This is a genomic window from Lacticaseibacillus sp. 30, from assembly GCF_053819265.1.
The window spans coordinates 1-18,403 of record NZ_JBSOQX010000032.1; the positions used below are offsets into that span (position 1 = coordinate 1).

An 18,403-nucleotide genomic window follows, 5' to 3' on the forward strand; every position below is an offset into this window, starting at 1 on the left:
TATCGATATATTTTGAGATGGTTATCAGTCAAGTAATTTTGATGGTTCTAAAGTATTTATCTCTATCCTAAAAGTAAAACAAGCGCCACTACCAAGCAACTTCAGCTCTTGGCAATAGCACCTGTTATTAGCGAATATATGCAGCAACTTTTTGTTTCAGTTTTCGCATCAACAAAGAAATGATTTATTGAGCAATAAAAAGAAAGCATTCTTGCGCCGTACTTTAATAAATCTATTTTGTATGCCATTTATACTTTCGCTGAACCTATAAGAAACATTCGTCTCAATCAACGCCAACCTTCTTCATCGGCAACGACATCCAAACAATCGAAAGAATGATACAGAAACCGCCAAGCAGAAACGCTGGCGTCATTTGAATTGTGAAGAATGGTAGTGAATATACTAAGACAAAGATAGGGTTCAAGGCGCGAATGAGATTGGCATCGCGAAACGAGATAAACTTCAAGCCGCGATAAAAGAGTAGTAAGCCCAAAAAGCCAGAACAAAAGGCTGAGATGGCGACCGCACCTATGCCAAGGTTCGGCGCGAGGGATAATTGTCCGCTTCCGAGTAAAAAACCGCCTAGAATGACGACAGCGGTGCCTTGGTTATATAAGAGTAGTATCTTCTCGTCTATGTTGATAAGAGCTTTTTTGGCTAAGGTGTTGGTCAGGGCAAAGCTAAACGTGTAGCCAAGCGCACAAGCCAGCCCCAGTATGTTATTAACATCGCCGGAAAAGTCAGATACCAAAGCTGTGCCAATTATACATAAGACGATCGGAACAATCTCTTTTCGATCAAATCGTTCACGTAGCAGAAGCACTGAAAGCAATATCGCAAAGACAATGTAAAACCTGCCGACCAACCCGACGCTGACCGGATCAAGGAAGAAAAGGCTCATATATTGCAAAAATATGCCTAAACAATTCGTCAAACCCAACGTCCAAATAATCGGCTGCTTAATCCAAACTAATTTTGTTTTGGTAAAGGCGATCGTGCCCAAAGTCAGGATCAATGACACAAGCGCATTGTAGAAACTTGCAGCTAATGGCGAGAGCGTGATCATCGAGAACTTGTTCATGACCGGTGTCACAGCCATCACGGCCACCGATAAAATATTCAGCAGAAACCCGTATTGGCGGCTACTCATCCGGCCACCCGATATGTTGAAAAATCTGGGCGTAAATATCATCATGAAAAGATCGCTCAGCATCCGGGACAGGCTTAAACCATACTTGCCGATCATCAATCTCAGAAGACGCAGGAATAGCTTGCAAACGTTCAACTTTAGCACTAACCACCGCTGTCGTGTGCCCAGTGGGTAAAACATAGTAGCCCAACGGCACAATCGCACTGGCTTGAACAACAGCACCTGATTCTTCATACGATTCGCGGACAGCTGCTTGCACCATCGTCTCGCCCGGTTCTAACTTGCCACCAGTCAACTCCCAACGGCGCTTTGAGTTATGAACCCAGATAATACCGGCGTTAAAGAATTGAATGATTAGAACGGAATCAACTTTTTTATGAGTGAGACCAAAATGAACCTTTACCACAGGATACCCCCCTTTGCTTATCTCGCATTTCAAACATCCTCTAGAAGTAGATAAAACGATGATGCGTCATCTCTAGCTTAGAAGCCTCACTCACGTATGAGGTGATGAGACTAGTCCATCAAGAGAGCTTTGATTGTATAGTGCCTGCCAGTGCTACGTCAACTATTATTACCATAAATATATTCATACATCTGATAAGGAAATAAAAAGCCGTGATGAACCTTTTTCATATAAAAGATTCATCACGGTTATTTAAATTAGATGAAGGTATTGATTTTAAAACAAATCACTCCCGCGTCAAGTCACTGCCCTTAACCCAGCCATGCCCATTCACATAGAAAAAGGTCTGTGCAGCAGCGCCTTGCATCTTAGCTTTTACTTTGATTTTGCGGGTAACGCGATAATCCTTGTGGTTAGCCAGTGTCCCGACCTTTTCAAAGCTGGCCGTTGGTGCATCGGCGGCGAAAGTTCCTTTATAGGCAGCAGCGGTTGATTTTGTTCGATAGGTTCGAGTTTTGTCGAAGATGATTAACCCGTCGCCTTTGATCGTGTAGGTCACACTGTGTTGATCCATATTCGCCTGCGTCATATCAGCCGCAATCGTACTGCTGGCGGCAAAGAGTGACAGACCCACCAGTGCGATGACAAAACGATGCTTTTTCATTTGACAACTGCTCCTTTGTTTTTTAACTATTATAGTTATTTAATCTGGATGGTCAATCCTTGCGTACCAACCTTAAGCTTCTCGCAAGAAATCCGGGTGTTATTTTTGAACAATCTCAAAGCAACACAAAAGCCGGCATCGTCGCCGTTCAGAACCGCCTGAACAATGATGATACCGGCTTTTTCACCGAATGATTTACTTAGGTTGAATGAGTCCCATGGCATCCATCGTTTCAGCAATCTGCATGGAATTCCAAGCAGCGCCTTTCAATAGATTGTCGGAAACATTCCACATATGGAAGAATCGTGGGTTTTCTGCATCTGGCCGAATGCGGCCAACGAAAACATCTTTGCTGCCAACAGCGTTCATCGCTTGCGGATACACTTGTTGGCTTGGGTCGTCTTGAACAACGACACCAGGAGCATGCGCCAATGCCTCGCGAATATCATCGGCAGTTGCCTTGTCGTCTTCGACTTCGAAGTACACTTCTTCAGAGTGGGCAATTGGCACCGGAATTCGAACACAGGTTGCGGTCACTTTGATGGTGTCGCTATTCATATCCCCAGCCATGATTTTCTTGGTTTCGTGGATCATTTTCCATTCTTCATGGCTATAGCCATCCGGTTCGAAAACATCGATTTGCGGCAAGGCATTGAAGGCGATCGGATAATGTTTCTTGTCACCCGCCGTTGGTAAAATCTGCGGGTCAAGCGGTTTGTCGTCCAATGCAGCGCGAGTTTCATCAAGCAATTCATTGACAGCTGATTGCCCAGCGCCAGAAACAGCCTGATAGGTCGAAACGACCACTTGTTTAAGACCAAAGGTTTTCCGAATCGGTTCAAGCGCAGTGACCATTTGAATCGTCGAACAGTTTGGATTTGCAATGATCCCACTGTGTTGCCGCAACGCTTCCGGATTCACTTCTGGGACAACCAGCGGAATTTCTGGTTCCATTCGAAAAGCACTCGTATTATCAACCACGATAGCCCCAGCTTTAACCGCGGCTGGTGCAAATCGCTTGGAAACTGAACCACCAGCAGAAAATAAGGCAATATCAATGCCCTTGAATGAATCATCGGTCGTCTCATGGACGGTCAGCGTCCCATCACGGTAAGGGACTTGCTTTCCTTCTGAGCGCTTGCTGGCAAGTGCCAAGACAGACGCAATCGGCAGTTTACTTTCTGCCACCATTTTTAACATTCGGGTGCCAACAGCTCCAGTTGCCCCAACAACTGCTACGTGATAACCACTCATGATCTAAACTCCTTCTGTCAATGTGTTTGCTAACTTCCGATGCGGCAGTGCGTCAATAAATCGTTCATACTCAGCCTGTTCGCCAGTCGCGTGAATCTTAGCTTGTTGCCAGTCGCCTGCGAGTAACGCCGTGTCTGGCAAGGTAATCGTCGCCGTGACCGTTGCATTCCCGATCAATTCAATCCAGTAACGCTCGCCGTCATGATGGACAATTGTTTTGACCATTCCTCCTGGATTATACACGGTATTGACCCGATCAAAAGCAGCTTCCTCTGGATGCGTCAAAATAAAAGCCAAGGTCGTTGCTGACATGCCTGTGCCACATGCATTGGTGAACCCGACACCCCGCTCATACGTCCGAGCAAATAAGGTATCCTTATCTAAGATTTCAGCAAAAGTCACATTGACCCCTTCCGGAAAATAAGGATTTTTGGCATTCAGCATCTTGCCAATCCGTTCGAGATCGGACCCAGCTAATACCTCAGGCGAGACGAAAGCAATTAAGTGCGGGTTGGGCACAGCAATGGCGGTGAATTTCAAGCTCGGATGAATCGCTGGCAAAACAGTATCCACAATTCGGTCAACGCCAAGATTGGCAAACGGCAAGTCCTGAGGCGCAAAACTAACCGGCGAAATTTCCACTGAATAGGCCGGTACGCCTTCTGCCAGTTGCGGCTGACGAGCAACGGCAAGATCAGCAAAATCCGTGTGCACCTTGAACGTCGCTTGCCCAGTTTTTTCACTCAGATAACGTGCAACCGTGCGCAGACCGTTACCACACAATTTAGCAAAACTACCATCAGTGTTGACCACCGTCATTTTGCCAGCCGTTCCCCGCGCCGCCGTGATGGCCAAGACCCCGTCCGCACCGCCAAGCAAACCTGTTTCAGCGTTCGTTAGCTGTTGGGTCACGGTTGCTAATTGGGTGTTTGTCAACGACTGAGTTAACTGCGTTTCATCGAAAAGAAAGAAACTATTTTCGGAACCATGAACCTTTTGCAAAGTCACCATGTTAGTGCACCTCCAAACGTTGATTAATCGGTATAAAAAAAGCATTGTAGATCGTTTTAACAGCGCGATTGGCCGACTCACGTGAGGTTCCCAGCATCAGAGAAATCTGAGAGGCCCCCTCATTAATCATTGAGACATGAACACCGGCGGTTGCGAGCGGTTGTAGAATGGTTTGAATCAATCCGGTTCGTTGCGCCATCCCTTCACCAACGACCATGATGATCGCATAGTCATCAATCCACTTCAGCACATCTGGATGAACCGCCGCTTGAATCTCGGCACAAATTGTCTTGCGTTTGGCCTCAGTTAGCTGGCGATCATCTAAAATAATGGTGAGATCATCAATTCCGCTGGGCATGTGCTCATAACTAATGCCATTGTGGGCTAACACCTGAAGGATCTTCAGAGTGAAGCCAACTTCCTTATTCAACAGATATCGATGCAGGTAGATCGCCCCAAAATGTTGGGAACTTACAATCCCGGTAATGGCATGCTTCGGGACAAAATGCTGTTCTGGGACGATCATTGTCCCTGGAGCAGCAGGATGATTGGTATTTTTAAGATTAATCGGTACCTGCCCAGCAATCGCTGGCAGAATCGCTTCATCATGAAAAACACCAAAGCCGCCATAAGACAGCTCTCGCATTTCCCGATAGGTCATTTCACGAATCATTTGCGGATTCGCCACCACCCGTGGGTCAGCAGCCGCTACGCCATCGACATCGGTAAAGTTTTCATATAAGTCGGCATGAAAACCGTTAGCCAAAATCGCTCCCGTGATATCAGAGCCACCACGAGAAAAGGTGGCAATATCGTCATTGCTGGTATAGCCATAAAATCCCGGTACAACCAAAACCCCGATTGGTCGTCGAAATGTAGCGAGGTTGCGATAGGTTTCACGTGAAACTTCGGCATCATTGGGATGATCTGTGACCACAATTCCTAACGACTTCGGTTCGCCATAGGTGGCTTCAATCCCCTCATGATTCAACACTGCGGTCATTAAAAACGCGTTCAACTTTTCACCGCGCGCCTTAAAGCCTGCCATTAAATAATCATTGTTCTTGAAAGTCAACTTTGGTAACTGGTCTAGCTCTTCTTCAATCGCGGCCATGATCGATGCTTCGAGCTCAAAATCATCGGCGATTGCCTGATATCGAGCAACGATTTCTGCAACAATGGCAGCCACAGCTTCATGCCGCATCACTGCCTGTGCATACTGAATCAATAAATCGGTCACCTTGGTGTCTCCCGGGTGCCGTTTACCTGGCGCACTCGTCACGATCACCTGCCGAGCTGGGTTAGCCTTCATGATCGCCACGACCTTGGCGAATTGTGAACCATTTGCTAGCGATGAACCGCCAAATTTTACGACACGCACGATAAACTGCCTCCTAGACGTCACGACAAATGAGAACTTTGTCATTTTATCCTGTACTTTAACAGACTCTCCCAGAAACACAAGCCCCAGCATGTCGCTAACATGACACGTTTTCGGGTTACTGCATAGAGACAATGTTTTTAAATTTGTTTTTAATGACCTGAGTTCACAGTCACCAGTCTCTGTCACCGCAGGGCCAGCTCGGACTATCGGACAAATGCCAACTATAGGAGAACTAAAAGCCTCGAAGACAGACCTATCTCACTTAAAGCGCGCGAACAGGCCCAGAAGCCTGCACATAAGGACCTCAAGCCTCACTGGCCAAGACCCAGCCATTGAGGCTTGAGGCCGCTTATGCTCCGGTTTCTAAGCGGGCCTGTTCGCGCGCTCTCATTATTTATTTGACGTCCACGTCTTTTTATTATAGGCTGGTGACAAACAGATAGAGGTTGCAACCAACATGAGTAGCTTGATCGAGCGGGATCCTTCGTGATGACATCAAGCCAAAGGGGCGGTTGCCGAAATGGGCGCGCCGGGATCGGCAAGCCTGTTGGGCCAGGATTGAATAAGTCCTGTACTGTCGCTTAGAAACCTAAGCGGGGCGCTATCATTCAAGTAGATTGCAAGTTGGGATCTTTTTGTTTGACGCGTGGCCAAACAAAAGGATCCCTTTTCGTTTGCCATCGCCCTGCCAAATTCGGGAGGATGAACTTATGAATTTTGCCACAAATCATGAAGGCCAATTAACCATCGGCGGGGTCGCTGCCAGCCAGTTGGCCCGAACATTTCAAACCCCACTTTATGTGTACGATGTTGGCGCCATTCGCCAGCAAATTCGCGCATTTAAACGGGTTTTTGAAGAAGCAGATGTGTCATATGCCGTGAGTTACGCCTCCAAAGCCTTCGCGACCATTGCGATGTACGAAGTCGCCAAGTCAGAAGGCGCGCACGTTGACGTGGTGTCCGGCGGTGAACTTTACACCGCTCAGGCAGCCGATTTTCCAATGGCGGCGGTCAGTTTTCATGGCAACAACAAAAGCAAAGCTGAACTGACACAAGCATTGGATGCCGGGGTTGGCACCATCATTGTGGACAATTTTCACGAACTGGATCTCCTTGATGACCTTTTAGGTGCCACCGTTGGTCAACAGGACGTTTTAATCCGCGTTGCCCCTGGTATCAGCGCGCACACGCATGCCTATGACCAGACAGGCCAAACCGACAGTAAATTCGGTTTCGATCTCGCTAGTGGTCAAGCAGATGAAGCCGCCAAGCGCATTTTAGCCGACGATCATCTCAACCTGCTTGGCATCCACGCCCACATTGGCTCCCAGATCTTTGAAGTAGCAGGTTTCGAAGCCGTTACCCAAAAGCTGCTGCATGTCCTTAATAACTGGCATCAGCAATTCGGCTTCATCCCCAAAGTCCTGAACGTTGGCGGCGGCTTCGGCATTGCTTATACCAAGCAAGACGATCCGCTGCCACCAGAAGCCTTTGTTAAGGCAATTCTGGCAACCTTGAAATCACAAAGTCAAACGCTTAACTGGCCGTTGCCAGCCATCTGGATTGAACCCGGTCGTTCGATTGTCGGGCCAGCTGGCTATAGTCTCTATACCGTCGGCAGCCGTAAAGATGTCCCGGGATTGCGGCCATACGTTGCCGTTGACGGTGGCATGGGCGACAATATTCGTCCTGCCTTGTATCAAGCAACCTACACGGCCGTTTTAGCTGACCAGCCAAATGCTGCGCCAGCTGAACATGTCCACTTGGTCGGCAAGTATTGCGAATCCGGCGATATTTTGATCGATGATGCACCGCTGCCCACAACCACACCAGGCGATGTCGTTGTTGTTTTTGACACTGGCGCATACGGCTACTCAATGGCATCCAACTACAATCGCAATCCGCGACCCGCCGTTGTTTTCGTGGAAAATGGCCAAGCCCAGTTGGTCGTGACCCGCGAAACCGATGCTGATCTCATTAAAAATGACTTACATTACGCCGCACCAACTGAGCAGCCTGCTCCAGCTCAAACCGACGCCACTGCCGCAACCAAATAGGAGGCCGATTATGGCACAGTTAGATACTCAAAAAATTATTTCCACCATCGCTAATAGCAAAAAAACCACCCCAGTTAAGGTTTATCTCAAGGGCAAACTAAGCGAGCTGCATTTCCCCAAAAGCGTTCATGCTTTCATCGGTAAACATACCGGCACCGTGATTGGCGACTGGGCAGAAATTAAACCCATTTTGAAAAAAGCCAAGTTAGATGACTATTATGTTGAAACCGCCGGCCGCAACACCGGGGTTCCATTGCTGGATATCAAGGCGGCTAATGCGCGCATTGAACCTGGCGCCATTATTCGTGATCAGGTGCTCATTGGCGACAATGCGGTGATCATGATGGGCGCGATTATCAACATTGGTGCAGAAATCGGTGCTGGCACCATGATTGACATGGGAGCGGTCCTTGGTGGCCGGGCAATCGTCGGCAAGCACTGCCATATCGGTGCTGGCACCGTACTCGCCGGGGTTGTGGAGCCACCTTCAGCTAAGCCCGTCACGATTGGTGATCACGTCATGATCGGCGCCAATGCCGTTGTCCTCGAAGGCACCACAGTCGGTGAAGGCGCGGTCATTGCTGCTGGCGCGGTTGTCATTAACGATGTTCCCGCGCACACCGTGGTCGCTGGTGTTCCTGCGAAAGTCATCAAACAAGTGAATGACCAAACCGAAGCCAAAACCGTCCTACTCGACGAACTCAGAAAGCTGTGACTTATTAATGAAGGAAGCTGACCTCATCACCCTTCGCCGCCAACTCCATCAAATCCCCGAACTAGCCTTGCAGGAAAAAGAAACGCACGCCTTATTGCTAAAAACCATTCAAGGGCTGCCCCAAACATATCTCACCATCCGCACCTTGCCAGACCTGCCAACCGCTTTACTCGTCAAGGTCCAAGGGCGCGATCCGCAGCGTACGATTGGCTATCGGACCGATATCGATGCGTTGCCGGTTACCGAAAAAACCGGATTGCCATTTGCCTCTAAGCATTCCGGCATCGCGCACGCTTGCGGACATGATATCCACATGACTGTCGCCCTCGGCATCCTCAGTTATTTTGCTGAACATCAACCAAAAGATAACCTCATCTTTTTCTTCCAACCAGCCGAGGAAAGTAAAAATGGCGGCAAGCTCGCCTACGATATGGGCGCATTCACCGGCGATTGGCACATTGATGAGTTTTATGGCCTGCATGATCGCCCAGATCTACCGGCTGGGACGATCAGCACACGCCTCGGCACCCTTTTTGCCGGCACAACCGAAATCAACGTTGACCTCATCGGCAAAAGCGGTCATGCTGCCTTGCCACAAAATGCCAATGACATGATCGTGGCGGCGGCAAGCTTCATCAGTCAGATTCAAACGGTCGTTGCCCGTAATGTCGGACCAACCGACAGCGCCGTGATTACTTTTGGCTTGATGCGCGCAGGTACGATCCGCAATGTCATTGCCAGCAGGGCGCATCTCGAAGGCACTTTACGCGGCTTCACCCAGCAGCAGATTGACTTTCTGCAACAACGAATCCGTGACATCGGTCAAGGCATTGCCGCCAGTTTTAACTGCCAAGTCAAAGTTGCCTTGAACCAAGGCGGCTACTATCCCGTTGAAAATAATGACAAACTCACCAAAGACTTTATTCAAGTGATGAGAGATGATCCTGACGTGACATTTGTCGATACAAAGCCTGTCATGACAGGTGAGGATTTTGGCTATCTATTAAATAAGATTCCTGGCACCATGTTCTGGCTAGGCGTCAATGACCCTGACTCACAGCTACATGCAGCCGACTTTTCACCTGACGAAGCCGCACTCGTGCCCGGTGTCACCGCCGTTGTGCACTTTCTTGAACATCGAATGCTTGAAAAAGTGTAAGCCAGCACAAATTATCATTAGTAGTTACATTAAGACAGAGCGCGAACTGGCGCGGGTAGAAACCGGAACATAAGTGGCCATTGCGGCCAAGGTCCTTATGTGTAGGTTTCTGGGCTGGGTAGCGCGTTTATAGGAGGGTCATCATGCAAAAAGCAGAACTGATCACCGCGATTGTGACGCCATTCAATGATCGCGACGAAATTGACTATGGCGTCATGCAGCGACTTGTCGATCATTTAATCGCAGAAGGCACTGACGGTTTTGTCGTCGGTGCTACCACTGGCGAGGGACCAACACTTAGTCATCCAGAAAAAATCACGCTTTATACTCGCTTCGCCGATATGGTTCACGGCCGCGCACTTGTGATTGCTAATTCTGGTTCTAACAACACCAAAGAAACCGCTGCCTTCACTCATGAAGTTGGCGGCATTGCTGGTATTGATGCCACCTTGGTTGTTGTCCCTTATTACAACAAGCCAGATCAAAACGGTATGATCGCCCATTACACGGCCGTTGCTGCAGCGGCGCAGAAGCCGATCGTCATTTACAACATTCCAGGCCGCACCGGTGTTGATATGTTACCAGCAACCGTTGCGACACTGGCGCAAAATCCCATGATTCAGGGCATCAAGCAATGCGGCAGCCTCCCTGCCTTGAGTGACATCATTGACCGTACCAAGCACGACGCTTTCAATGTTTGGACAGGCGAAGATGCTCAAGCACTCAACATCAAGACACTCGGTGGGATGGGAGTCATTTCCGTTGCAGCCCATCTTTACGCCCACAGTATCCGTGAAATGTACGCCGCACTCGATCGTGGCGACATCACCACAGTCGCCGCCTTGCAACGCCAACTGTTGCCAAAAATGGCGGCTCTATTCCATTTTCCATCCCCTGCGCCAACCAAAGCTGCACTCAATGCGCTAGGCTTTCAAGTCGGCAGCCCACGTTTGCCGTTACTACCCCTGAACGCCAGCCAACAGCAGGAACTCGCCCATCTACTGGGCGTGCCAGAACTATCAGCCATTGAAGCGGAGGTGCTCGCATGATTCAGGTTCTTGTTGCCGGTTTTCGTGGTGCCATGGGTCAGAAAACAGTCAAAATGGTTCAGTCACATCAAGATTTCGCATTAAGCGCCGTTTTCGACCCTAAAATTACCGACCTTAATCCAAAAAGTTACAACTTGCCTACCAACGTGCAAGTACTCAACACCTATGACCAGCTTCATGCACACGTGGCAGATGTCTGGGTCGACTTCACCAATCCCAGCGCCGTTGCTGCCAACATTGAAGCTGCCATCAATGCCGGCATCCATCCAATCGTCGGCACCAGCGGCATGGACCCTGCCAATCAGGAACGACTGATCAAACTTGCCAATGCCAAACATCTTGGTGGCTTGATCGCCCCGAACTTCGGGCTCTCAGCCGTTCTTTTGATGAAATTTGCACAAGCAGCTGCTGCCTACTTCCCTGATGCCGAGATCATCGAAATGCATCATCAGGACAAAGCCGATGCCCCTTCTGGCACCGCCATCGCCACCGCCCACAAAATCGCCGCCGGACGTACCCAAAAGCCATTGCCAACCATCGACAATGACGCCCGCGGCCAACGTGTCGATGACGTCCCGATCCACGCCGTTCGCCTACCTGGCTACATTGCCCACGAACAAGTCCTCTTCGGCGGTCCCGGTGAAGCCCTCACCATCCGCCAAGACTCCTTCGATCGCCAAAGCTTCATGCAAGGCGTCGCAGTCGCGATTAGTAAGGTACAAACGGCTGATGAATTGGTTGTGGGGTTGGAGAACTTTTTATAGAAAAAACGCGCAGCTCAGCGCGTTTTTTATGTCTGTGTGGCCAATCGTTCATGTCTGGATTTTTGATAAATCACCAAATCAGTAACCATGATTAATCGAAAGGTCTTTTACACGTCCGTATGTACTTGTACTTACCAGGCAAAACGTATATACTTGTACTTACGGGAGGGATCTTAATGGATACAAAGAAGAGTCATGATCGCGTACTAGGTCGCTTTACCACTAGACGATCTGGTAACTCGCTAAGTTTAACAGTACCTGCCGATGCTGGCGCTAACGAGGGGCAAGAATACCTTTTACTGGTTGATGATGATGGTACTTTAAAGTATGAGCCACAACGAATTAACCCGTGGCACACGAAAGCTATTCAAAAGATTGATTTTGATGCGATGAAAAGAGAGATCGGTATTGTTTCTGAAGAGCCATCAAGAGGTAAAGAAGTATGACCCAGAATACGCCAAAACAAGGTGACATTGTTTTCGTTGACGCTGAACCGCATTTAGGCAAAGAATACGGGGGTCACAATCTCAATGACGGCAACATTCGGCGACCACTCATTGTTCTATCAAATGACGATTATAACGAGGCAACAGGAATGGTCATTGGTATGTTCGTGACTTCATCAGATAACTTCATGAACGAAATGTTAAAACCTTTTGCTGACTTCGAGAGCGGCGTTAAGGGGAATATCGTCCTTTGGCAGTTACCAACTTATGATGCCGCCGCTTGCCATCTTGAAGTAGTGGGCCATGCCAAGTCCTCTTTGGTGAAAGAGCTTAAGCAGGCTGCCACTGATATCTTTAATTAGCGTGAGATTTTTTAAGTAGCCGATTTCAGCATGAACGACTCACACTCGGATCAGAAACACAGCGCAACTTCAGTACAAACATGAGGTTGCGCTTTTTGCATTCTCTTGCACAAGTAATTCAAGCTAGAGGGCATGCACAACATTTTTATACAACGTAACACTTCTGGGAAACCGTTACACACCACGTTCTGGCGACAAGATAACATCAATGTCAACATCCAGTGCCTTTAAGGCGTCAATGTTTTTGTCAAAGAGTGTTTCATCAACCATCTGTGTGCCCAAAAGAAAGTTTCTGAAACGATCGATATTTTGCAAATCTTTTGGGTCCTGCCGATACTTCAAAAGTAATTTCAAAAAAACAACATGATGTCGCACATAAAGAACGTAATGATCTAATTTTGATAAATCAAGAGACTCGGTAAGGTATGTGGCCGAAGCCAAATCGTTTTGACTCAAAAACGAGGCAGAAAAGTTATACAAAATATTGACGAATAAATCGTCATAAGTGAGCAAGCGAAATTCATCAAAAGATGTCAGCATCTTTTCCCAAAGCCGCAAATTGACTGAAGCAGGTAGTGATTGGGCAAGATTACCAAAAACAATATATTCGAAACTGAACCATTTACCAGATTGAAGAAGATAATCCTGTACATAGTCACAGTCTTCATCTGAGAGAAGAAGATTTTCTCCCGATAATTCATTCAAGCAGCTTTGAACAATAAGGATGATTAAACGAACTGTCGGAAGTCATCCGTTTTGAACGCCTAAAACAGCCGCGAAAATGTTTTTGGCCCATACAAGTAGTTTGGCTCTACGAGCAAGAAATGAACAACTAGCAGAATTGCTCCATTCATTAAAAAACGTCTTTAAAAAATTAAGTTTATTTATAAATGATATTTTAATGGTATATTTTATTGTAAAAGCGAACTTTTATTTTAAATATATCTTTAAAATGCTTTACAGATTCTTTTTCGTGTGAGATACTTATTTTGCACAAGAGCATCGTGCAAAATGCTTGTCTTCTAAATTTTGCGGGTCACTGGAGTATTTTAGATAAAAACTTACTCGTCTTCCAGGCCTTTGTTGAAAGCATTGGAGCTAATGAAAGTCAGTTGATATGATGAAGATTGCCAGGATTGGGGCTTCATCAAAAACTGTAGCAATTTTGCTTCTACCTGTTGCTTCTGTGTCAAACATTGCACGCAAACTAGGTCGCAGCTGGTTCAGGTACAAGCATAATTAATTCAGCTGCCGACGCATCAATTATGTATATCACCACTAAAGCCTCAACACCAAGGTAAGCTTTTTTGTTGAATCATAGGCAGAAGTGTGAGCTGACAGCAAAAATAGAAAAGCCTTCTTTTATATTTTCTCAATTTGTGCCTAAATTTATAATCCCGATTTATAATCAAGCCGATCAATTGAGAACAGGAAATCTCTTTTAAAACGTCATACTTTAATTTATTCAAGTCCTCTTGGTGCTAACAATAGCGTGTTCCCCCGTCACTTATGATTTCTTCATTTAGGAGGGGTATCATCATGGACCTTGGGAAAAGCATTAGACACGCATTAATTGCTTTAATAACAACGACTGCATTGGCAGGCGCGAGCGCGACTATTTTCTCGACACCACCTCAAATCGTGCAAGCATCGGAGACGGCAACTATTTCTCCCACAAAGGCACGAGTTACAAACTATATTAAGCATTTCTATCACCGTTATCCCGATAAAAACACTTCCTTTGGGAAAACAGTTAATGGCACGTACATGAAGGGCGTACTATACCTTGATCGAGTGCAAGGACTTACGGGTGGAAATTACTCTGGGGTGTATTCAGGCTACATTTACGCCTAAGATGTTTTTGTTATAGATGTTGTGGGGGAATGCGCTGCTGTTAACATCAAGCGGAATTATATCTGGAGGAAATTCTATGATTCTGGATGTCAAAGACTTAGCATTTGAATTCCATAATAAAGTAGTTTTTAAAAATGCCTTTATGACGATAAATGATTTCGGCATCTATGGGTTAGTCGCGCCTAATGGTTATGGAAAAACGACTTTATTGAATTTGCTGACTGGTTTGTACCATCCCCAAAAAGGGACCATACGTTTACTTGATAGGCCAGCAACTCGTCAACTGATCTTTGAAAAAGTTGCTTACCTTCAAGATAATTCAGTCCTCTATCCATATTTGACGGGGCAGCAACATTTAGACTTTTTGACGGCGGTTCATCGACTTGATCGACAGGCAGTTGCGACTATCGCTGGACAATTACAAACAGCTGATTTTCTGAATCAACGGGTGAGCAAGTATTCGTTAGGTATGAAGCAACGGTTGTTGTTGGTCATGGCGCTGGTTGTTAAACCGACGATCCTCCTACTCGATGAACCACTGAATGGATTGGATCCAACTAGTTTGCAACTTGTTCGCGAGGCCTTACTTGATCTTGCCCAACGAGACGTGACGGTCTTAATTTCATCGCACAATCTAGACGAATTAATGAAAGTCACCCAGCATTACTTCTTCATTACAGGACATCAGATTCATGAAGAAGTGCTAGGTCCGCATGATTCAGCCGAAGCGCGCTACAATGCGCTGTTCACACCAATAGTATGAAGCAAGCGCTCTTTGTTTTAGAGTGGCGGCGTTTGGCGGCAAGCTTTGTCCTGAGCTTGGCGCTCGGCCTCGCTGTCATTGGTGCGGTTGCTTTCTTTTTGATAAGCAGCGTTCGCCAGCAGCAAACCCATGAAGCGATACGCGCTCAGCTGACAGCGAAACAAACCGCGTTGCATCAAGCCAATGGCAGTTGGATCTACGTTGCCAATCATCCAAATGAAACAAATCCGGTCAGCGTGGCACAAGCAAAGCAAAAAGTGCAGCATGCCAAGCAACTGACGAGTTTATATGAGCAGCAAAAGCAGGCTTTTTTCCAAGGTGATAATCGAAACTATTTAAAGACCAGCTTAAAAGTGTTTGATCAAGAAAAGATTCTTAAGACACTGACGCCAGATGATTTTAGCGCCGATCTTATTGCCAATCAGCACCAAGCATCCCTTTTCCGAAAACTATTAACCACTCATCAGGGTTATGAAATTAATGGCAGTTCTACTTTACCAGCAGTTTTCTTAACAGACTTCAGCAGCCTGTTAAGCCACTGGTCGGTCATTTTATTGATGGTGATGGTCTTGTCAACGACTTGGACCTTATCTTGGTTCGGCAAGCAACACGAGTGGGTTATGTTAAACCAGCCCAATAGTTGGATATGGCTTGGTATGAATTTTCTGGTTGCCTTACTCACATGGTTTGTGATGCTGGGTATTGCATTAAGTTTAAGCCTGCTTATTAGCAAAATCTGGGGTCAACCATTTATCAACGGTCATCATGGCTGGCAAAATAACGCTACTAATGTCGCGCAATCTTTAAAAGTGCTCTTTCAAGAAAACTTGCTTGAATCAGTTGTCCGCTTTGGCCTTATTTACTTTATTTGGCAAATTCTCTGTCTGTTTGCCGCCCGAATCCGGAGGTGATCTGATGCTTTTTCACTACCTAAAGTTTGAATTTATCAAGCGCAATCGTCGTTGGTGGATTTGGCTGCTTATTGCCGTTTTGACGGGTGTTGGCATTCTCGGTAACTTTCAACAACAGGCTGCCCAAAATGAATTTATTCAAAAGTATCGCCAAGCGTTAATTCGGCAAGGTGCAAATCAAGCAAACAGACCTGAAACGTTAACCCTTGAACTTAAAAAACTAAACAAGTCTCCTGCCGTTTATAATCGTTGGTTTTCAGCAGAGTTACCAGTTGTAAGCGGTAAGCGACCGGCTACTAAAACGAATGACGGCACCGCTTACCGAATTGCCGTCTTGAATGGGGCTGCTAAACTGGATTACTTGGAAGCCGTTAATCGCACAGTGCAGCAAAATGAAATCCTCGCACAGCACAAAATAACTGCATATTATCCGCAAGGGCTGTTATTTACGGATCAAGAATTACAAGCGATGCCAGATGAGACCGAGAAGCTTGTGCGTGAGTGGTTCCCTACTTTTTATGTCCGCGGCTTTGACTATTTACAATATCTTTTCCAGCAAAACGTGCCATTTTACCTTCTGCTCATCGGTATCATTGTTTCAGGTGGTTTTTTTGCCAAAGAGTTAGCCCGTAAACGCGCCCATTCAAATTGGTTACAGCTACAGGGCGAAAGTCTGGTCAAACAGATGATGGTGCAGTTTTTGACGATCAGTCTGACCTTAGCCGAGATTGTTTTTTTACCACTAGCGTTAACAACATTAGTTACCGGTTTACTTCGCGGTTTTGGCAGTTTGGATTTCCCTGTCCTGAGTGACACCTATTCGGATGCTTTCAACAGCTTTTCTGAAACTTTTACAACTAGGGGACAACTATTGATTCGCTCTGCAGGCCTCTTGTTGCTTCTGATTGCACTGGTTGCAGCCTTTAATATTGGCGTGGCACTCATCTCCAAAAACGCTTGGTTAACGACAAGTCTTGTGTTGCTCGTGGTGGCTAGCGCACTGCTGATCCCGCCAATTAGCTGGTTACCACTGAGTTTCTTTCATGTGTGGCGTGTTGCGAATGGCACGATTGCCCAGTCCGTGGACTTGCCGGGATTACAACTTGGACAAGGAGCACTTGTCATCGCAATTTGGTTCATGATCCTGTTGCTTGTTGAGGTAATCAGTTCATTTAATTTTGCGAGTTGGCATCCATTCAAAGATTCAACTAAAAGCGGTCGTGTTGAACGGGTGTGATCGCCATTTTTTCTCGAACGTACTAGACTGTTGCTTTCATGACGTCTAGTACGTTTTTTGGCGGTGGCACATATTTGAGCCATTCAAGAAAACGTAATTTCCTTATGATATAGTTATTATTAATTAATCCTGTTGCCCTATAACCCTTGTACACCGTCTGTTTATCGTCAAAACGCACGAAAATCTCAGGAGGCCTCCGTCGTGAAAAAACGCGTGTCGGTTCTGCTAATTAGCTTTTTAACCGTCTTCTTTTTAGTGCCGCGACAATCAGCCTTATCCAAGACTAATACGGATGAAACGAAACCGTCTATCGTGAAAAAGGTAAAGGTAACGACCGGCAATAACGGCCTTAAACTTAGCTTCCATGCCCAGCCAAATACCAGCTATACATTGAAAGATTTGAATAACAATCAATTGGCTGCTGGGACGGTTAAAAAGGGCACGGTGAGCTTAAACCGACTGCGACCCACCTCAACAAAACTGATTTTGAAAACTTCACGTCACCGCCATACTAGCAAAAAGATCATTCCTCTACTTGAATCATACGAAATTCCGCGCCGATCAGTTTATCGAAAACCGGTTGCTATTGGTAGCAAGATAACTTATTACGGTGCTAACAACCAACTGCTATTTACGATCCAAACCAAGTATCTACCTAACACACCTCAAAATAAGACCGGCATTTCGCTCACTTTCCATAACTATCATTACGCCATTCCGCTGACGTTTTCCCCAACAAATTTCACTGCCTATTCAGACAATCAACAAGTCGCGCTACAGCCGCAGTCACCGCTTCCAATGATCAAGTCGAATGAAGAGAAAACTATCAACTTTTTGATTGATATTCCTCGAGAAAAGGCCATTCAAAATGGTTTCACGTTTGACAACTCTGACTTAACGTTACCAATTAATTTTTATTTTTAATAACCCTTTTTATCCATATGAAAAGCCCGGCCGTTACCACCTGCAACAGTAACCCAAACACTTGGGTCAATACAGACCAGCCATAAACAGTAAACGGTTTAAAGTAGGTTGAGAATGGCAGGTTGCCAGCATATAACGTCAGTAGATTTAGAAGCAATGATAAAAACTGGGAGAAAAACAGTATGCGCCACATCTTCTTTGTCTCCTCCCTCATAATTAAGCATATTGATAGAGATATGCTTAATTGCAACAAAAAGTATATCAATACAGGGCCGTCAGAAATATACTGGTAA

At 46.4% G+C, this 18,403-nt stretch carries 21 protein-coding genes and 1 riboswitch; of the genes, 13 read left to right on the forward strand and 8 right to left on the reverse strand.

Annotation, left to right across the window (positions count from 1 at the left end; all coding sequences use genetic code 11):
• Positions 1-283: 283 nt before the first annotated feature.
• The 3 genes from ACWPAB_RS14030 to ACWPAB_RS14040 all read right to left on the reverse strand — a co-directional run bounded on the left by ACWPAB_RS14030 (position 284) and on the right by ACWPAB_RS14040 (position 2,220).
• Complete coding sequence (locus ACWPAB_RS14030; protein WP_016382094.1) at positions 284-1,150, reverse strand: DMT family transporter; 867 nt, start codon at positions 1,148-1,150, stop codon at positions 284-286.
• On the reverse strand, positions 1,143-1,556 hold the full coding sequence (locus ACWPAB_RS14035; protein WP_003572982.1) for an NUDIX domain-containing protein: 414 nt from the start codon (positions 1,554-1,556) through the stop codon (positions 1,143-1,145). The genes ACWPAB_RS14030 and ACWPAB_RS14035 overlap by 8 nt, the downstream gene beginning before the upstream one ends.
• Positions 1,557-1,842: 286 nt before the next feature.
• Positions 1,843-2,220 (reverse strand): hypothetical protein, encoded by a 378-nt coding sequence (locus ACWPAB_RS14040; protein WP_003582927.1) that lies wholly within the window; start codon positions 2,218-2,220, stop codon positions 1,843-1,845.
• A gap of 59 nt (positions 2,221-2,279) precedes the next feature.
• Between ACWPAB_RS14040 and ACWPAB_RS14045 the strand changes: the two genes are divergently transcribed.
• Positions 2,280-2,414, forward strand: coding sequence for a hypothetical protein (locus tag ACWPAB_RS14045; protein WP_016382093.1), 135 nt, complete (start codon positions 2,280-2,282; stop codon positions 2,412-2,414).
• A 1-nt stretch (position 2,415) separates the two neighbouring features.
• Here the strand turns inward: ACWPAB_RS14045 and ACWPAB_RS14050 are convergent, their stop codons facing one another.
• Genes ACWPAB_RS14050 through ACWPAB_RS14060 form a run of 3 tightly spaced genes read right to left on the reverse strand, consistent with a single transcriptional unit; the run spans position 2,416 to position 5,866 of the window.
• Positions 2,416-3,474 (reverse strand): aspartate-semialdehyde dehydrogenase, encoded by a 1,059-nt coding sequence (locus tag ACWPAB_RS14050; protein WP_003582925.1) that lies wholly within the window; start codon positions 3,472-3,474, stop codon positions 2,416-2,418.
• 3 nt (positions 3,475-3,477) lie between these two features.
• The gene (gene dapF, locus ACWPAB_RS14055) at positions 3,478-4,485 is read right to left on the reverse strand and encodes a diaminopimelate epimerase (protein WP_003582923.1); all 1,008 of its coding nucleotides are present in this window, start codon (positions 4,483-4,485) and stop codon (positions 3,478-3,480) included.
• A 1-nt stretch (position 4,486) separates the two neighbouring features.
• A complete protein-coding gene (locus ACWPAB_RS14060) occupies positions 4,487-5,866 on the reverse strand; it encodes an aspartate kinase (RefSeq protein WP_003582921.1) in 1,380 nt (459 codons plus the stop codon).
• Between the two features lie 435 nt (positions 5,867-6,301).
• Positions 6,302-6,481, forward strand: a riboswitch (Lysine riboswitch).
• A 98-nt stretch (positions 6,482-6,579) separates the two neighbouring features.
• Between ACWPAB_RS14060 and lysA the strand changes: the two genes are divergently transcribed.
• From lysA to ACWPAB_RS14095, 7 genes are all read left to right on the forward strand, one after another.
• Positions 6,580-7,926 (forward strand): diaminopimelate decarboxylase, encoded by a 1,347-nt coding sequence (gene lysA / locus ACWPAB_RS14065; RefSeq protein ID WP_003582919.1) that lies wholly within the window; start codon positions 6,580-6,582, stop codon positions 7,924-7,926.
• Positions 7,927-7,936: 10 nt separating this feature from the next.
• Complete coding sequence (dapD, locus tag ACWPAB_RS14070; RefSeq protein ID WP_003572973.1) at positions 7,937-8,641, forward strand: 2,3,4,5-tetrahydropyridine-2,6-dicarboxylate N-acetyltransferase; 705 nt, start codon at positions 7,937-7,939, stop codon at positions 8,639-8,641.
• Between the two features lie 7 nt (positions 8,642-8,648).
• Positions 8,649-9,800: an N-acetyldiaminopimelate deacetylase gene (locus ACWPAB_RS14075; RefSeq protein WP_003582917.1), complete on the forward strand. Its 1,152-nt coding sequence runs from the start codon at positions 8,649-8,651 to the stop codon at positions 9,798-9,800.
• A gap of 143 nt (positions 9,801-9,943) precedes the next feature.
• Positions 9,944-10,849, forward strand: a complete 906-nt coding sequence (dapA, locus tag ACWPAB_RS14080) for a 4-hydroxy-tetrahydrodipicolinate synthase (protein WP_003572968.1) — start codon at positions 9,944-9,946, stop codon at positions 10,847-10,849.
• The gene (gene dapB / locus ACWPAB_RS14085) at positions 10,846-11,613 is read left to right on the forward strand and encodes a 4-hydroxy-tetrahydrodipicolinate reductase (protein WP_003562656.1); all 768 of its coding nucleotides are present in this window, start codon (positions 10,846-10,848) and stop codon (positions 11,611-11,613) included. The genes dapA and dapB overlap by 4 nt, the downstream gene beginning before the upstream one ends.
• Before the next feature lie 176 nt (positions 11,614-11,789).
• Positions 11,790-12,059, forward strand: a complete 270-nt coding sequence (locus ACWPAB_RS14090) for a hypothetical protein (protein WP_003582915.1) — start codon at positions 11,790-11,792, stop codon at positions 12,057-12,059.
• The gene (locus tag ACWPAB_RS14095) at positions 12,056-12,421 is read left to right on the forward strand and encodes a type II toxin-antitoxin system PemK/MazF family toxin (RefSeq protein WP_003582912.1); all 366 of its coding nucleotides are present in this window, start codon (positions 12,056-12,058) and stop codon (positions 12,419-12,421) included. The genes ACWPAB_RS14090 and ACWPAB_RS14095 overlap by 4 nt, the downstream gene beginning before the upstream one ends.
• Positions 12,422-12,595: 174 nt before the next feature.
• Here the strand turns inward: ACWPAB_RS14095 and ACWPAB_RS14100 are convergent, their stop codons facing one another.
• The gene (locus ACWPAB_RS14100) at positions 12,596-13,126 is read right to left on the reverse strand and encodes an Rgg family transcriptional regulator (protein WP_016367203.1); all 531 of its coding nucleotides are present in this window, start codon (positions 13,124-13,126) and stop codon (positions 12,596-12,598) included.
• Between the two features lie 834 nt (positions 13,127-13,960).
• Here ACWPAB_RS14100 and ACWPAB_RS14105 point away from each other — a divergent pair.
• The 5 genes from ACWPAB_RS14105 (at position 13,961) to ACWPAB_RS14125 (ending at position 18,110) form a co-directional block, all read left to right on the forward strand.
• Positions 13,961-14,275 (forward strand): hypothetical protein, encoded by a 315-nt coding sequence (locus ACWPAB_RS14105; protein WP_016367202.1) that lies wholly within the window; start codon positions 13,961-13,963, stop codon positions 14,273-14,275.
• 76 nt (positions 14,276-14,351) lie between these two features.
• Entirely contained in the window at positions 14,352-15,038 is a 687-nt protein-coding gene (locus ACWPAB_RS14110; protein ID WP_003582909.1) for an ATP-binding cassette domain-containing protein, read from the forward strand.
• Entirely contained in the window at positions 15,035-15,949 is a 915-nt protein-coding gene (locus ACWPAB_RS14115) for a hypothetical protein (protein ID WP_016382092.1), read from the forward strand. The genes ACWPAB_RS14110 and ACWPAB_RS14115 overlap by 4 nt, the downstream gene beginning before the upstream one ends.
• 4 nt (positions 15,950-15,953) lie before the next feature.
• Positions 15,954-17,186 (forward strand): hypothetical protein, encoded by a 1,233-nt coding sequence (locus tag ACWPAB_RS14120; RefSeq protein ID WP_003582905.1) that lies wholly within the window; start codon positions 15,954-15,956, stop codon positions 17,184-17,186.
• A gap of 201 nt (positions 17,187-17,387) precedes the next feature.
• Positions 17,388-18,110 carry a hypothetical protein gene (locus tag ACWPAB_RS14125; RefSeq protein WP_016367201.1) on the forward strand — a complete coding sequence of 241 codons (723 nt, stop codon included), beginning with the start codon at positions 17,388-17,390 and terminating at the stop codon, positions 18,108-18,110.
• Here ACWPAB_RS14125 and ACWPAB_RS14130 read toward each other — a convergent pair.
• Positions 18,094-18,403 (reverse strand): hypothetical protein (locus ACWPAB_RS14130; RefSeq protein ID WP_016382091.1); only part of this gene is annotated, 310 nt, incomplete at its 5' end. The genes ACWPAB_RS14125 and ACWPAB_RS14130 overlap by 17 nt on opposite strands.

Bases quoted from the DNA above. Each gene is read 5' to 3' on its own strand.
- ACWPAB_RS14030 (WP_016382094.1), bottom strand. From the start codon at position 1,150: ATGAGTAGCCGCCAATACGGGTTTCTGCTGAATATTTTATCGGTGGCC.
- ACWPAB_RS14040 (WP_003582927.1), bottom strand. From the start codon at position 2,220: ATGAAAAAGCATCGTTTTGTCATCGCACTGGTGGGTCTGTCACTCTTT.
- ACWPAB_RS14050 (WP_003582925.1), bottom strand. From the start codon at position 3,474: ATGAGTGGTTATCACGTAGCAGTTGTTGGGGCAACTGGAGCTGTTGGC.
- dapF (WP_003582923.1), bottom strand. From the start codon at position 4,485: ATGGTGACTTTGCAAAAGGTTCATGGTTCCGAAAATAGTTTCTTTCTT.
- lysA (WP_003582919.1), top strand. From the start codon at position 6,580: ATGAATTTTGCCACAAATCATGAAGGCCAATTAACCATCGGCGGGGTC.
- dapD (WP_003572973.1), top strand. From the start codon at position 7,937: ATGGCACAGTTAGATACTCAAAAAATTATTTCCACCATCGCTAATAGC.
- ACWPAB_RS14075 (WP_003582917.1), top strand. From the start codon at position 8,649: ATGAAGGAAGCTGACCTCATCACCCTTCGCCGCCAACTCCATCAAATC.
- dapA (WP_003572968.1), top strand. From the start codon at position 9,944: ATGCAAAAAGCAGAACTGATCACCGCGATTGTGACGCCATTCAATGAT.
- dapB (WP_003562656.1), top strand. From the start codon at position 10,846: ATGATTCAGGTTCTTGTTGCCGGTTTTCGTGGTGCCATGGGTCAGAAA.
- ACWPAB_RS14090 (WP_003582915.1), top strand. From the start codon at position 11,790: ATGGATACAAAGAAGAGTCATGATCGCGTACTAGGTCGCTTTACCACT.
- ACWPAB_RS14095 (WP_003582912.1), top strand. From the start codon at position 12,056: ATGACCCAGAATACGCCAAAACAAGGTGACATTGTTTTCGTTGACGCT.
- ACWPAB_RS14105 (WP_016367202.1), top strand. From the start codon at position 13,961: ATGGACCTTGGGAAAAGCATTAGACACGCATTAATTGCTTTAATAACA.
- ACWPAB_RS14110 (WP_003582909.1), top strand. From the start codon at position 14,352: ATGATTCTGGATGTCAAAGACTTAGCATTTGAATTCCATAATAAAGTA.
- ACWPAB_RS14115 (WP_016382092.1), top strand. From the start codon at position 15,035: ATGAAGCAAGCGCTCTTTGTTTTAGAGTGGCGGCGTTTGGCGGCAAGC.
- ACWPAB_RS14120 (WP_003582905.1), top strand. From the start codon at position 15,954: ATGCTTTTTCACTACCTAAAGTTTGAATTTATCAAGCGCAATCGTCGT.